This window comes from Sinomonas notoginsengisoli (assembly GCF_021554725.1).
Classification (GTDB): domain Bacteria; phylum Actinomycetota; class Actinomycetes; order Actinomycetales; family Micrococcaceae; genus Sinomonas; species Sinomonas notoginsengisoli.
Window position 1 is genome coordinate 571,584 of sequence record NZ_JAIZDP010000001.1, and the last position, 14,028, is coordinate 585,611.

At 67.7% G+C, this 14,028-nt stretch carries 12 protein-coding genes and 3 tRNA genes; 2 read left to right on the top strand and 13 right to left on the bottom strand.

The window, feature by feature from the left end; translation table 11 throughout:
- Positions 1 to 15 precede the first annotated feature (15 nt).
- The 4 genes from LF262_RS02610 to leuC form a co-directional block, all read right to left on the bottom strand.
- A complete protein-coding gene (locus tag LF262_RS02610; protein WP_235779277.1) occupies positions 16 to 768 on the bottom strand; it encodes a lysophospholipid acyltransferase family protein in 753 nt (250 codons plus the stop codon).
- Between the two features lie 32 nt (positions 769 to 800).
- Positions 801 to 2,126 (bottom strand): UDP-N-acetylglucosamine 1-carboxyvinyltransferase, encoded by a 1,326-nt coding sequence (gene murA / locus LF262_RS02615; RefSeq protein ID WP_235778706.1) that lies wholly within the window; start codon positions 2,124 to 2,126, stop codon positions 801 to 803.
- 145 nt (positions 2,127 to 2,271) lie between these two features.
- Entirely contained in the window at positions 2,272 to 2,871 is a 600-nt protein-coding gene (gene leuD, locus LF262_RS02620) for a 3-isopropylmalate dehydratase small subunit (protein ID WP_235778707.1), read from the bottom strand.
- Positions 2,872 to 2,886: 15 nt separating this feature from the next.
- Entirely contained in the window at positions 2,887 to 4,314 is a 1,428-nt protein-coding gene (leuC, locus tag LF262_RS02625) for a 3-isopropylmalate dehydratase large subunit (RefSeq protein ID WP_235778708.1), read from the bottom strand.
- A 136-nt stretch (positions 4,315 to 4,450) separates the two neighbouring features.
- Between leuC and LF262_RS02630 the strand changes: the two genes are divergently transcribed.
- Positions 4,451 to 5,170, top strand: a complete 720-nt coding sequence (locus LF262_RS02630) for an IclR family transcriptional regulator (protein ID WP_235778709.1) — start codon at positions 4,451 to 4,453, stop codon at positions 5,168 to 5,170.
- A 42-nt stretch (positions 5,171 to 5,212) separates the two neighbouring features.
- The gene (locus tag LF262_RS02635) at positions 5,213 to 5,755 is read left to right on the top strand and encodes a DUF1697 domain-containing protein (RefSeq protein WP_235778710.1); all 543 of its coding nucleotides are present in this window, start codon (positions 5,213 to 5,215) and stop codon (positions 5,753 to 5,755) included.
- A 141-nt stretch (positions 5,756 to 5,896) separates the two neighbouring features.
- On the opposite strand, the gene LF262_RS02640 is transcribed toward LF262_RS02635, so the two are convergent.
- The 9 genes from LF262_RS02640 to metG form a co-directional block, all read right to left on the bottom strand.
- A tRNA-Glu gene (locus LF262_RS02640) sits at positions 5,897 to 5,969 on the bottom strand.
- Positions 5,970 to 6,075: 106 nt separating this feature from the next.
- A tRNA-Glu gene (locus LF262_RS02645) sits at positions 6,076 to 6,148 on the bottom strand.
- A 65-nt stretch (positions 6,149 to 6,213) separates the two neighbouring features.
- Positions 6,214 to 6,285, bottom strand: a tRNA-Gln gene (locus LF262_RS02650).
- 153 nt (positions 6,286 to 6,438) lie between these two features.
- Positions 6,439 to 7,272: an HAD family hydrolase gene (locus tag LF262_RS02655; protein ID WP_372462710.1), complete on the bottom strand. Its 834-nt coding sequence runs from the start codon at positions 7,270 to 7,272 to the stop codon at positions 6,439 to 6,441.
- On the bottom strand, positions 7,265 to 8,788 hold the full coding sequence (gene gltX, locus LF262_RS02660; RefSeq protein WP_235778711.1) for a glutamate--tRNA ligase: 1,524 nt from the start codon (positions 8,786 to 8,788) through the stop codon (positions 7,265 to 7,267). The genes LF262_RS02655 and gltX overlap by 8 nt, the downstream gene beginning before the upstream one ends.
- Before the next feature lie 132 nt (positions 8,789 to 8,920).
- Positions 8,921 to 9,709, bottom strand: coding sequence for a fumarylacetoacetate hydrolase family protein (locus tag LF262_RS02665; protein WP_235778712.1), 789 nt, complete (start codon positions 9,707 to 9,709; stop codon positions 8,921 to 8,923).
- A gap of 130 nt (positions 9,710 to 9,839) precedes the next feature.
- Positions 9,840 to 10,952, bottom strand: coding sequence for a branched-chain amino acid aminotransferase (locus tag LF262_RS02670; RefSeq protein ID WP_235778713.1), 1,113 nt, complete (start codon positions 10,950 to 10,952; stop codon positions 9,840 to 9,842).
- A 153-nt stretch (positions 10,953 to 11,105) separates the two neighbouring features.
- Positions 11,106 to 12,158 (bottom strand): 3-isopropylmalate dehydrogenase, encoded by a 1,053-nt coding sequence (locus LF262_RS02675; RefSeq protein WP_235778714.1) that lies wholly within the window; start codon positions 12,156 to 12,158, stop codon positions 11,106 to 11,108.
- A 222-nt stretch (positions 12,159 to 12,380) separates the two neighbouring features.
- Entirely contained in the window at positions 12,381 to 13,940 is a 1,560-nt protein-coding gene (metG, locus tag LF262_RS02680; RefSeq protein WP_235778715.1) for a methionine--tRNA ligase, read from the bottom strand.
- Positions 13,941 to 14,028: the final 88 nt, after the last annotated feature.

Sequence of the window (14,028 nt, forward strand, 5' to 3'; positions counted from 1 at the left end):
TGTTGTTCCGAAGGCTCACGCGGACGTCCCCCCGCGCTCGACATCGCGCCCCCGGAGGGTCTGCTGATGCTGCGAGGGGTCCCAGCGCTGCGCGGGCGCCTGTTCGCCGCGGAGTTCCGCGAGCAGTGCTGTGATCGCGTCCATGATCCGATCGGTGGCTGCGACCAGCGTGGTCTTGTCGAGAGGGTGGTCCGCCAGATCGCTCAGGTCCACCGGGTCGCCCACGAGCACAACGGCCTTCTTGCGCGGGAACGGGTACAAGCGCTTGGCGTAGCGGGGAAACAGCTCGTGGTCGCCCCAATGGGCAATGGGCACCACGGGCGCGCCCGTCTTGAGCGCGAGCCGCGCTGCCCCCGTATGGCCCTTCATGGGCCACAGGGCAGGATCGCGCGTGAGAGTTCCTTCGGGGTAGACGATGATCGCCCCGCCCTCGTCGAGGACCTGCCGTGCGACCTCGAGTGACGATCCGGCACCGGTGCCGCCGCGGTCCACCGGAATCTGCTTGGTGGCACGCATGAGCTGCCGGAGGAACGGAGGCTTGAAGAGTCCGGCCTTGGCGAGGAAATGCGGCGGTCTGCCCTGGTTGTAGAGCATGTGCCCCACCGTCAGGGGGTCGATCTCCGTGCAGTGGTTGGGGCACGCGATGAACCCTCCCCCGCCGGGCAGGTTCTCTAGCCTCTCGATGCCCCTCCACTCCTTTCGCATGAACAGGTTCAGGAGGGGTCGGGCAATGCCGGCAGCGAGGGCGAATCCGGCCTTCTCGCCCATAGTCTCGCGTGCGGCCTTCTGCGGCGAATCGCTCACTTAGCTTCCTCGAGGTCGAAGTCCGCACCGAGCGCACTGAGCTTCTCGGTGAAGTGCTCGTAGCCGCGCCGGATCACGCCGACCCCGGTGGCGCGCGAGACGCCCTCGGCGGCGAGGGCCGCGATGAGGTGGCTGAACCCGCCTCTCAGGTCCGGGACGTCGAAGTCCGCGCCATGCAGCGCAGTGGGGCCGGAAATGACCGCGGAGTGCAGGAAGTTGCGCTGGCCGAACCGGCAGGGCACGCTGCCTAGGCACTCGCGGTGGAGCTGGATGGTGGCTCCCATGCGGACGAGTGCTTCCGTGAATCCGAATCGGTTCTCGTACACAGTCTCGTGCACAATCGAAACACCCTCGGCTTGGGTCAGGGCGACGACGAGCGGCTGCTGCCAGTCGGTCATGAAGCCGGGATGGACGTCGGTCTCAAGGACGAGCGGCGTGAGCTTCCCACCGGGGTGGTAGAAGCGGATGCCCTCCTCGGAGATGGTCAGGCCGCCGCCGAGCTTCCTGTACACGTTGAGGAAGGTCATCATGTCCCGTTGGCTCGCACCCTCGACGAAAATGTCGCCCCCGGTGGCGAGCGCCGCGGACGCCCAGGATGCCGCCTCGTTCCTGTCTGGGAGGGCACGGTGGGTGTAGCCGCCCAGCTCAGGCACGCCCTCGATCCGGATCGTGCGGTCGTTGAGTATTGCGATGATGGCGCCCATCTTCTGGAGCACTGCGACCAAGTCGACGACCTCGGGCTCGATGGCAGCACCCGTGAGCTCGGTGACACCCTCGGCGCGGGTCGCGGAGAGGAGAACCTGCTCGGTCGCGCCGACGCTCGGGTACGGCAGGGAGATCTTGGCTCCCTTGAGCCCGTGCGGCGCAGAGATGCTGATGCCCCCAGGGCGCTTCTCGACGACGGCGCCGAACCTGCGCAGGACGTCGAGGTGGAAGTCGATGGGCCGGTCGCCGATGCGGCAGCCGCCCAGATCGGGGATGAACGCCTCTCCGATCGAGTGGATGAGCGGACCGCAGAGGAGGATTGGAATGCGGGAGTCACCGGCGTGGGCGTCGATGTCCGCCACCCGGGCGGTCTTCGCATTGGTGGGGTCGAGCGTGAGGTCACCGGTCATCGGATCTCGTTCAACTCTCACGCCGTGCAGCTGCAGCAGGCTCGTGACGATGTCGACGTCCTTGATCTCCGGGACACTGCGCAGCTGGGACGGCGCGTTGCCCAGGAGTGCGGCCACCATGGCCTTCGGAACGAAGTTCTTGGCGCCCCGGACGGTTACCTTGCCCGACAGCGGAATCCCGCCCCGGACGGTCAGGACACTGCTCATCTGCACCTTGTTCCTCACTGGCCCCCAGAGCCTCACCGCACGGTCCCGCCGGGTGCGGAACCCTGCTAAGCATAGAAGCTCGCGTCCGGGGAGGTGAAAACCCCGAACGCGAGCATCACGTCGAGTCGCGCCCTGACGGCATGCGTCAAGTCCGCGCGGGGAGGGTGGTGGGCTTGAAGGAAGAGCGAGTGCGCTCGAAAGCGGCGATCTCGTCCCCGTGCTGGAGCGTGAGCCCGATGTCGTCGAGGCCTTCCAGGAGGCGCCAACGGGTGTAGCCGTCAATCTCGAATGGGGCGACGATGTTGCCGCATGTTGCGGTCTTGGACTCCAGGTCCACCGTGATCGTGGTGCCCGGGTGGTTCTCGAGCTCCTTCCAGATGAGCTCGATGTCGTCCTGGGCTACGGCAGCGGCCAGAAGCCCCTGCTTGCCTGAGTTGCCCCGGAAGATGTCCGCGAACCGGGACGAGAGGACCACCTTGAAGCCGTAGTCCTTGAGGGCCCACACGGCGTGTTCGCGGGATGAGCCCGTGCCGAAGTCGGGGCCGGCCACGAGCACGGAGCCCTTGTCGAATGGCGCCTGGTTGAGGATGAAGGACTCGTCCTTGCGCCAGCTCGCGAAGAGGGCGTCCTCGAAGCCAGTGCGCGTGATGCGCTTGAGGAACACGGCCGGGATGATCTGGTCGGTGTCCACGTTGGACTGCCGCAGCGGGACTCCGATGCCGGTGTGGGTGGTGAACTTCTCCATGGCTGGTGTCCTTCCTTAAGCCGCGGCGCCCGCGGGGACGGGGTCGAGGTCCGAGGGTGATGAGAGCGTTCCGCGGATCGCGGTGGCTGCCGCGACGACGGGCGAGACGAGGTGGGTACGGCCGCCCTTGCCCTGGCGCCCTTCGAAGTTGCGGTTCGAGGTCGATGCGCAGCGCTCCCCCGGGGCGAGCTGGTCGGGGTTCATGCCTAGGCACATGGAGCAGCCCGCGAAGCGCCACTCGGCGCCGAACTCGGTGAACACCTTGTCGAGCCCCTCGGCCTCGGCCTCGAGCCGCACGCGAGCCGAGCCGGGAACCACCAACATGCGGACGTTCGGATCCTTCGTCCGGCCTCGGACGATCTCGGCGGCGGCACGAAGGTCCTCGAGGCGCGAATTGGTGCACGAGCCGAGGAACACCGTGTCGACACGGATGTCCTTCATCGGCGTGCCCGCCGCGAGGCCCATGTAGTCGAGCGCGCGGCGCGCTGCCGACTTGGCGTTCTCGTCGGCGAGCTCGTCCGGGTCGGGGACGGTCTGCGAGAGGGAGACGCCCTGACCGGGGTTCGTGCCCCACGTGACGAACGGCTCGAGCATGTCCGCGTCTAGGAATACCTCGGCGTCGAACACCGCGTCGTCATCCGTCTGCAGCGTGTTCCAGTACTCGACCGCGGCGTCCCACTCGGGGCCCTGCGGCGCGTGGGGGCGGCCCTTCATGAACTCGTACGTCGTCTCGTCAGGGGCGACCATGCCCGCTCGAGCACCTGCCTCGATCGACATGTTGCAGATGGTCATCCGAGCTTCCATCGACAGCGCGCGGATCGCTGACCCGCGGTACTCGAGCACGTAGCCCTGGCCCCCGCCGGTGCCAATCTTGGCGATCACCGCGAGGATGATGTCCTTCGAGCTGACCCCCGGCCGCAGCGTCCCCTCGACAGTGATGGCCATCGTCTTGAACGGCTTGAGCGGCAGCGTCTGGGTAGCCATGACGTGCTCGACCTCGGACGTCCCGATGCCCATCGCGAGGGCGCCGAACGCACCGTGAGTAGACGTGTGCGAGTCACCGCACACGATCGTCAGCCCGGGCTGGGTCAGGCCGAGCTGGGGTCCCACGACGTGGACGATGCCCTGCTCCTTGTCACCCAGGGAGTGCAGGCGCACGCCGAACTCGGCGCAGTTCGACCGAAGGGTCTCAATCTGGGTCCGGCTCGTCGGATCAGCGATCGGCTTGTCGATGTCGATCGTGGGCGTGTTGTGGTCCTCGGTCGCGATCGTGAGGTCCGGCCGGCGGAGCTGCCTGCCCGCGAGGCGGAGGCCCTCGAACGCCTGCGGAGACGTCACCTCGTGCACGAGGTGGAGGTCGATGTACAGCAGATCCGGCTGCCCGTCCTCGCCTTTGCGCACCACATGCGCGTCCCAGACCTTCTCGGCCAGTGTGCGTCCCACGGCCTACTCCCTCCAGCTCGTGCCAGTGTGCCTGGCCAGCCTCCGTGGCTGTCTCTGTACCAGTGGACCAGCGGAGGGCCCAAACTGGCCACCCCACCGACTTGCATCTCAGATAATGAGACGCCAATATCATCCTATGGACAATTCTAGTGGCGTTGGAGTGATCGACAAGGCTGCCCTCGTGCTCGACGCACTCGAGGCGGGCCCGACCACCCTCGCCCAGCTCGTGGCTGCGACCGGCTTGGCCCGCCCCACCGTCCACCGCCTCGCACTCGCCCTCGTGCATCACCGGCTCGTGGCCCGGGACATGCAGGGAAGGTTCGTGCTCGGCTCCCGCCTCGTCGAGCTCGCCTCCGCTGCCGGCGAGGACCGCCTCATCGCCGCCGCCGGGCCGATTCTCGTCCAGCTCCGGGACGCGACCGGGGAGAGCGCGCAGATCTTCCGCCGCCAGGGCGACTCGCGCGTCTGCGTGGCCTCGGCCGAACGTCCCGTGGGACTCCGCGACACGATCCCCGTGGGCACCCAGCTGACGATGAAGGCAGGCTCGGCCGCACAGGTCCTCGTGGCCTGGGAGGACCACGACAGGCTGCTCGAGGGGCTGAACCAGGCGCGCTTCACCCCCACCGTCCTGGCCGGCGTCCGACGCCGCGGCTGGGCTCAGTCCCTCGGCGAGCGCGAGCCTGGGGTCGCCTCGGTCTCCGCCCCGGTGCGGGGGCCCTCGGGCCGGGTCATTGCGGCGGTGTCCATCTCCGGACCCATCGAGCGCTTGACCCGCCAGCCGGGCCGCCAGCATGCTGAAGTCGTGTGCAACGCCGGACGGCTGCTGACCGAGGCCCTGCGAAAGGGCAACGACTGAGCCGCCGGCCTCGCTGACGGAGCCGACCGGCGGGAGTGACCAGTGCCTGATTATGCGGTGTTCCTGCGCGGCGTGAACGTGGGCGGCATCACCATCAGGATGGCTGACCTGCGCACAGCGCTCGCCGCACTGCCGGTCACGGGAGTCAAGACCCTGCTCGCCAGCGGCAACGCCGTCCTCAGCACGGACGCGGACAGGGAGGAGCTCAAGGATCTCGTTGAGGACGCCCTCCGCACCGCATTCGGGTATGACGCGTGGGTGGTCCTCCTGTCGAAGGACGAGGTCGGCTCGCTCGTCAGTTCATGCCCCTATCCCCCGGATGACCCCGCTGTCCACACCTACATCACGCTCACCTCGGACCCGACAGCGCTCGACAGCCTTCTCGACAGCGCGAGGGCCCTTGCGGGTGACCCGCGGGATGGCGACTACACCCGCCTGTCGCCGCGCGCGCTCGCGTGGCAGTGTCCCCGCGGGGCTACGCTCGACGCTCCCCTGTCCAAGGCGTCGGCCAAGCCTGCCTTCAAGGCAAGCACCACGACTCGCAACCTCCGCACTCTCCTGAAAGTCCAGGCGGCCTTCGGCTGAGCCTCCCGCGGCTCTCAGCCCCGGGCACGAAAGCTGCAGCCCGGCCGAGGGGCCGCGGTGCTGGATTGGCATCCGCCTCGCGCACAAGGCTTGGGGACGAGCAGAAGGGCCCAGTCCGCATGGACTGGGCCCTTCATCAGGTGACCCCAGCGGGATTCGAACCCGCGTTACCGCCGTGAGAGGGCGGCGTACTAGGCCGCTATACGATGGGGCCGAGCACTGCGCCGATCGCGCCGACCATTGTCGCCACGGACGCTCCTGCCTTCCGACGGGGAAGGCGCATGAAGAAAAAGTCCCAGCGTTCGCCGGAACTCTCTCCGTGACCCCAGCGGGATTCGAACCCGCGTTACCGCCGTGAGAGGGCGGCGTACTAGGCCGCTATACGATGGGGCCGTGGTACTTTACCGTGCTCTGATCTGAGCATTCCTTCTTCCCTGCCCATGGGCGGGTGTCCGGAGCTGGGATACCAGGACTCGAACCTAGAATGACGGTACCAGAAACCGTAGTGTTGCCAATTACACCATATCCCAAGGTGTCTTCCGGGCTGGGCAGCAGGATCTCTCCATGCCTCACCGTGCCCCTCAGCACGAGTAATTACTTTACCCGATGCTCTCTGGTGCCACAAATCGACGCAGACGCCCAGGAAGCCCTTCGCGACGCGGCGCCGAGGAGTCGCAAGACGCTCAGGAGAGGCCGAGGAGCACCGGGATTTCTCTGAGGGTTACGACCTGTTCGGGCACCAATCGTGCTGCGTCGGGGGGGAGGACCGTGGCACGGCGGTTGAGCCAAATACCGCGGATGCCTGCGCTGGCGGCGCCGATCACATCGTGCGCGGGATTGTCCCCCACGTACACCGTCTCCTCGGCGAGAGTCCCGAGCTGCCGCAGGCCCTCTCGGAAAATGGCCGGGTCCGGCTTGGCCACGCCGACGGCATCGATGCCCACCAGCACGCCAATGCGCGCCAGGCCTGCATGGTCAAGCTTCGCGCGCTGGTAGTCGTGCACGTTGTTGCTCACCGCGCCGTAGGCGATGCCGGCAGCCTCGAGTGCGTCGAGAAGGGGGGCCACGTCGTCGAACGCGCGGACGTAGCCCGGTTGCGCCGTCTCGTACGCCTCAAGCCATTGCGCGGCCTGCGCCCCCGACTCGAAGGCAGCACCGAAATGCGCGAGGCACCGCTCGGCACGCAGGACGCGCTGCTGGGCGAAAGTGACCTCCCGGGCCATGTAGCGGTCATAGATGTCATCCGACCCGCGCGTGAAGATACGGCAGAACGTGACCCACTCAGCCTCGGAGAGGCCGGGCAGCAGGGCCGCGCTCACCTCGCGCAGCGCGAGGTCCATGGCGCCCTCGAGGTCTACGAGCGTCTCGTCGATGTCGAGCAGGACGCCCCGCACGCGTGCCGTCCCCACACCCATGCCGCCGCGTACGACGGCGGGTGAGGACTCGCCGTCGTACGTCGCCTCGGCCGGAACCACCATAGGGGCCGCCGCCCCCGGCTCCGCCACGGCCTCAGCCACGGAAGGCCTTGAGGCGCGCAAGCGAGGACTCCTTGCCCAGGATCACCATGGACTCGAAGAGCGGCGGGGAGATGCGGCGGCCGGACACCGCAGTGCGAACGGGGCCGAACGCGAGGCGCGGCTTGATCCCGAGGCCGTCCACGAGGGCAGCCCGCAGGGCAGTCTGGATCGACTCGGCGGTCCAGTCGACCAACGGCTCGAGCGCAGCCAGGGCGGCGTCAAGCACCTCGGCGAGGTTCTCGGGCATGCCCTTGAGCGCATCCGAGGCGACCTCAATGGCCGAGTCCTCGGCGAAGAGGAAACCGAGCATCTCCGGCGCCTCGCCGAGGAGGGCGATGCGCTCCTGGATGAGCGGGGCCGCCTCCGTGAGGATCTCCTCCTGCCGGGCGGAGAGGGTCTCCCCCACAAGGCCTGCCGAGCGCAGGTACGGCACGAGGCGGTCGCGGAAGTCGAGCGCCTCCAGCATGCGCACGTGGGTTCCGTTGATCGCCTCGGCCTTCTTCACGTCGAAGCGGGCGGGATTGGGCAGCACATCGGCGATATCGAATGCTGCGGTTAACTGATCCACGGTGAAGATGTCCTCATCCGCGGAGAGGGACCAGCCCAGCAGCGCGAGGTAGTTCAGGAGGCCCTCGGGGATGAAGCCGCGGTCACGGTGGTGGAACAGGTTCGACTGGGGGTCGCGCTTGGAGAGCTTCTTGTTGCCCTCCCCCATGACGTACGGGAGGTGGCCGAACAGCGGCATGTAGCTCGCGACGCCCACAGCGTGCAGCGCGTAGTAGAGCGCAACCTGGCGAGGGGTCGAGGAGAGCAGGTCCTCGCCGCGGAGCACGTGGGTGATGCCCATGAGTGCGTCATCGACCGGATTCACGAGAGTGTACAGCGGCGAGCCATCCGCACGGACCACGACGAAGTCCGGCACCGAGCCGGCCTTGAAGCGGATTTCCCCGCGGATGAGGTCGTTGAAGACCACATCCTCCTCGGGCATCTTGAACCGCAGTACGGGCTCGCGGCCCTCCGCCCGGAACGCGGCCTTCTGCTCCTCGTCCAGGTCGCGGTCGGAGTTGTCATACCCGAGTTTGGGGTCGCGGCCGGCCGCCTTATGGCGCGCCTCGATCTCGGCCGGGGTCGAGAAGGACTCGTACAGGAAGCCGGCGTCCTTGAGCTTCGCGGCCACGTCCTGGTAGAGGTCCAGACGCCGGGACTGCCGGTACGGCTCGTGCGGCCCGCCCACATCGATACCCTCGTCCCAGGTGAGGCCGAGCCAGCGCAGGGCCTCGACGATCTGCTCGTAGCTCTCCTCGGTGTCCCGCTGCACATCCGTGTCCTCAATCCGGAAGACGAACGTGCCCCCCGTGTGGCGCGCATAGGCCCAGTTGAACAGGGCCGTGCGGACCATGCCGACGTGCGGGGTCCCCGTCGGGGACGGGCAGAAGCGCACGCGCACCGGCGTGTCGGCGTTGACGGAGGGGATGGAGGCAGGGTCGAGCAGGTGCTCAGCGGACGAGGAAGTCATAGTGACATCCATTCTAGAGGCGCGAACGACGGCCCCTTGTCCGGGGGACGCTCGCCGCCCACCCGCCGTCGTGTGCGCCGTCCTGCACGGCTCGGCCCGGCTCTTCGCTCCGGCCTTCTCGCCCGCTGGCAGCTAGCGGCGCACGACCGGGTTCGCGAGCGTTCCGAGGCACTCGATCTCGACCTCGACGCGATCGCCCTCCTTCACGAGGCCGACGCCGGCCGGGGTGCCGGTCATGATGACGTCGCCGGGCAGGAGAGTGAACGCTGAGGACGCCGCCGCGACGAGCTCGTTGACACCGAAGACCATGTCCGCCGTGGTGCCGTCCTGCTTGACCACGCCGTTGAGCTTCGTGGTGAGGCGGAGGTCCTCGACATCGAGCTCGGTCTCGATCCACGGGCCGAGCGGCTTGGACGTGTCGAACGACTTCGCGCGGGCCCACTGGAGATCGGCGCGCTGCTTGTCCCGCGCGGTGAGGTCATTGCCCACCGTGTAGCCGAAGATCACGTCCGGCACCCTCTCGGCCGGGACGTCCTTGCAGATGCGCCCGATCACGATGCAGAGCTCTCCCTCGTAGGAGACCTCCTCGGTCCACTCGGGAAGCACCACGGGATCGCCCGGGCCGACCACTGCGGTGTTGGCCACGAGGAACATGGACGGCTCGGTGGGCAGGTCATTGCCCATTTCCTTCGCGTGATCCGAGTAATTGCGGCCGATCCCCACGATCTTGCTGCGCGGGATGATTGGCGCGAGGAGGCGGACGTCGTCGAGCGAGTGGGTCTCGCCTGTCGGCTCGACCCCGTTGAAGAAGGGGTCGCCCTTGATGGCGGCGACCGTCTCACGGCCGGGCTCCCCCTGGACCACTCCGTAGAAGGGCGCCGAATCCTCGGAGGAAATGTTGACACAACGGGCAATGCGCATGGGTTCACCCTACCGCGGGAGAGGTCGCACGGCGCCTGCCCTCTGCGGGGCTCGTAGTCAGCTCCGACGGGCGACGGCGCGTCCCCACCTCAGCCGGGGACGCGCCGTCGTGCGCTGCCTGGTTCTGCTGCTACGCGAGCTGCGTGAGCCACCCGTGCAGGTCCTCGACTGTGCCAGTCTGGATCCCCAGGAGCTGCTCGCGGATGCTCATCGCCACCGAGTCCTCCGGCAGGGGCGGGGTCACGAGCGAGCCTTCCTTGGTCTTGAGCTCGCCGATCGGCGTGATCACAGCCGCGGTGCCGCACGCGAAGACCTCGGCGAGCGTGCCGTCGGCAGTCGCCTTGCGCCACTCGTCGATCGTGATCTTGCGCTCCTGGACGGTCAGACCGCGGTCGGAGGCGAGCTGGAGGACCGAGTCACGGGTGACGCCGTGGAGGATGTTGCCATTGAGAGCCGGCGTGACAAGCGTGCCGTCCGTGAAGACGAAGAACACATTCATGCCGCCGAGCTCGTCCACCGCGTTGTCGTTGGTCGGATCGAGGAACAGGACCTGCTTGCAGCCGTTCTCCTCGGCCTCGATCTGCGCTGCGAGCGACGCCGCGTAGTTGCCGCCGCACTTCGCCTCGCCCGTGCCGCCGTGCCCGGCACGCGCGTAGTTCTCCGACAGCCAGATGGAGACGGGCTTGAGCTCTCCGCCGAAGTAGTTGCCCGCTGGGGATGCAATGACGCGGTAGGAGACCTCGCGGGCCGGGCGCACGCCGAGGAACGCCTCAGTGGCGATCATGAACGGTCGCAGGTACAGGGACTCGCCTTCCTCGGCCGGCACCCAGTCCTTGTCCACGGAGACGAGTTGGCGCAGCGACTCGACGAACGCCTCGGCGGGCAGCTCCGGCAGCGCGAGGCGCTTGGCCGACTTGTTGAACCGGCGGGCGTTGGCCTCCGGGCGGAACGTCCACACACTGCCGTCCGCATGGCGGTACGCCTTGAGCCCCTCGAAGATCTCCTGGCCGTAGTGCAGGACGGCCGCGGCCGGGTCCATCGGGATCGGCCCGTACGGCTCGATCCGCGCGTTGGACCAGCCGCCGTTGCCCTCGGCATCGACGGTGAAGTCGATGACGGCGGTGTGGTCGGTGAAGTAGTGGCCGAAACCCGGGTTCGCCAGGACGGCCGCACGCTCCTCGGCGGTCTTCGGGTTCTCCGAGAGCCGCCGTGTGAATTCAACGCCGAGGGCGTTCTGGGTCATGATTCCTCCACATCATTCGGGCGCACGGCGCCTCTGCCGCAGGGCCCGGAGCCTGTCAGTGCAACCAGCTTACGCCTCGGGGTTGGGCCGGAAACGGGAGCGTACGACGGCGGGTGCGCGCCCGCCGTCGTACGCTCCTGCCTGTTCGGCGCGCTACAGGCGGGACGCGACCGAATCGCCGACGGCCGCAGTAGTGCGGGCCCCGCCGGCGGCACGCGATTCAACGTCCGCCGAGACCGCGCTCTGGACGCGCGCGGCAGCCTCGGGCTGGCCGATGTGGTCCAGCAGGAGGGCGGCAGAGAGGATTGCGGCGGTCGGGTCGGCCTTCTGCTGGCCGGCGATGTCGGGGGCCGAGCCGTGGACGGGCTCGAACATGGAGGGCGCCGTGCCGTCGAGGTTGATATTGCCGCTCGCCGCGAGCCCGATGCCGCCCGTGACCGCGCCGGCGAGATCGGTGAGGATGTCGCCGAACAGGTTGTCCGTGACGATGACGTCGAACCGGGACGGGTCTGTAACGAGGAAGATCATCGCGGCATCGACGTGCAGGTAGTCGTGCTCCACGTCGGGGAAGTCGGCGGCGACGGCCTCGACTGTGCGACGCCACAGGTGGCCAGCGTGGACGAGCACGTTGTGCTTGTGGACCAGCGTGACCTTGTTGCGGCGGGTGGTGGCCCGGCGAAACGCCTCGCGGACCACGCGCTCCACGCCGTACGTGGTGTTGACCGAGACCTCGGTGGCGATCTCGTGCGGCGTGCCGACACGCAGCGCGCCGCCGTTGCCCGTGTAGGGGCCCTCCGTGCCTTCGCGGACCACGACGAAGTCGATCTCGCCCGGGTCCGCGAGCGGGCTCGGCACGCCCGCGTACAGGCGGGACGGGCGGAGGTTCACGCAGTGGTCGAGGCTGAAGCGCAGCTTGAGCAGGATGTCCCGCTCGAGGATCCCTGACGGGATGCGCGCGTCACCGGGGGCTGCGCCCACCGCGCCGAACAGGATCGCGTCGCGGCCTCGGATGTCCGCGAGGGTCTCCTCGGAGAGCGTCTCGCCGGTGGCGAGCCAGTGCTCCGCCCCGAGGCTGTAGTGCGTCTCCTTGACCTCTAGCCCCGTTCCCTCGAGCGCCCTGTGGAGGACCTTGAGAGCTTCGGCCGTCACTTCAGGCCCAATGCCGTCTCCGGGGATCACTGCGAGGTCGAGTTGAGTCTGCGTCATGGATTCAGGCTAGCGCGGAGATCCACATGCTGGTCACATCAGTCTCACCATCCGGACGGAGCGATGGCCGAAGTCATCTCTAGGGGCGCCGAAATCGCGCCCAGAGGCAGCCCACCCAACGTCGGAGCACCCAACTTGTCCACATGGAGCGCCAGGGAGCAGCCGATACCAGCCCGAGAAGGCACGCTACCCCCATGGACCTCAATGTGACCTCGGCGGGGGTCAGGTTTCCTTCGGTTCCTCGTACTTGGGGAAGACCGGGACGGGCGCCGGGAGCTGCGTGCCGGGCGCGATCGGCACCGTGAGCGCGGCGAACTGGCGGGTGTCGCCCTCAGGCTGCCCGAGCACCTCGAGGAGCTTCGCCGCGGAACCCGGCATCACAGGCTGCACGAGCAGCGCGACCTTCCGGACCACCTCGAGTGTCACATACAGGACAGTCGCCATGCGGGCCGGGTCAGTCTTGCGCAGCACCCATGGCGCCTGGTCAGCGAAGTACGCGTTTGTGTCCCCCAGCACCGCCCAGATCGCCTCCAGCGCGCGGGAGAACTCCTGCTTGTCAAACGAGGCCCGCACCGACGCGAGCAGCGATCGGGCGGCGTCGAGGATCTCGCGGTCAGCTTCGGTGAACTCGCCGGGCTCCGGCACGACCCCGTCCAGGTTCTTGGCGACCATCGAGAGAGACCGCTGGGCCAAGTTGCCGAGGTTGTTGGCAAGGTCGGCGTTCATGCGGCCCACGATCGCCTCGTGGCTGTAGCTGCCGTCAGCGCCGTACGGCACCTCGCGCAGAAGGAAGTAGCGGACCGAGTCGAGGCCATACTGGGCGATCATGTCCGCGGGCGCCACGACGTTGCCCAAGGACTTGGACATCTTGACGCCGTTGTTCTGCAGGAACCCGTGGATCATCACCCGCCGGGGAAGCTCGAGCCCCGCGCTCATGAGGAACGCGGGCCAGTAGATCGCGTGGAAGCGGGAGATGTCCTTGCCGATGATGTGCACATCCGCGGGCCAGTACTTCGTGAACTGCTCCGACGACGTCTCCGGATACCCGACGCCGGTGAGGTAGTTGGTCAGGGCATCCACCCACACGTACATGACGTGGCCGGGCGCGTCCGGGACGGGCACACCCCAGTCGAACGAGGTACGTGAGATCGAGAGGTCCTCAAGGCCGTGCTTGACGAACGAGATGACCTCATTGAACCGGTACTGCGGCGCACCGAACTCGGGGTGCGACTCGTAATACGCGAGAAGCTTGTCCTGATAGGCGGACAGGCGGAAGAAGTAGCTCTCCTCGGCCGTCCAGGTGAGCTCGGTGTCGGTCTCCTTCGAGTACCGCACGCCGTCTCGCTCCACCGTCTCGTCCTCCGGGTAGAAGGCCTCGTCTCGCACGGAGTACCAGCCCTCGTACTTGCCGAGGTAGATGTCCCCGTTGGCCTCCATACGCTTCCAGATGTGCTGGGCGGCCGCGTAGTGGTCCGGATCAGTGGTTCGGATGAGCCGGTCGTAGCTCGTGCCGAGGAGCTCATGGACGTCCCGGTAGACCGCGGCCTGGCGGTCCACGAACTCCTTGGGGGTAATCCCCTCCTTTTCGGCGGCCTGGGCGATCTTGAGCCCATGCTCGTCGGTGCCGGTGAGGAAGAAGACGTCGGATCCGTCGAGCCGCTTGAAGCGGGCCATCGCATCGGCGGAGATGTACTCGTAGGCGTGGCCGATGTGGGGGGCGCCATTGGGGTACGTGATGGCTGTGGTGAGGTAGAAGGGAGCCTTCTCAGATGCGGACGTCACCCTACGAAATTACCGGATACGCCGTGCAACGACGAAAGCTGGGGCGAACGCACACCGGAGGCCTCTGCGGAACCCCGCCACGCACGAC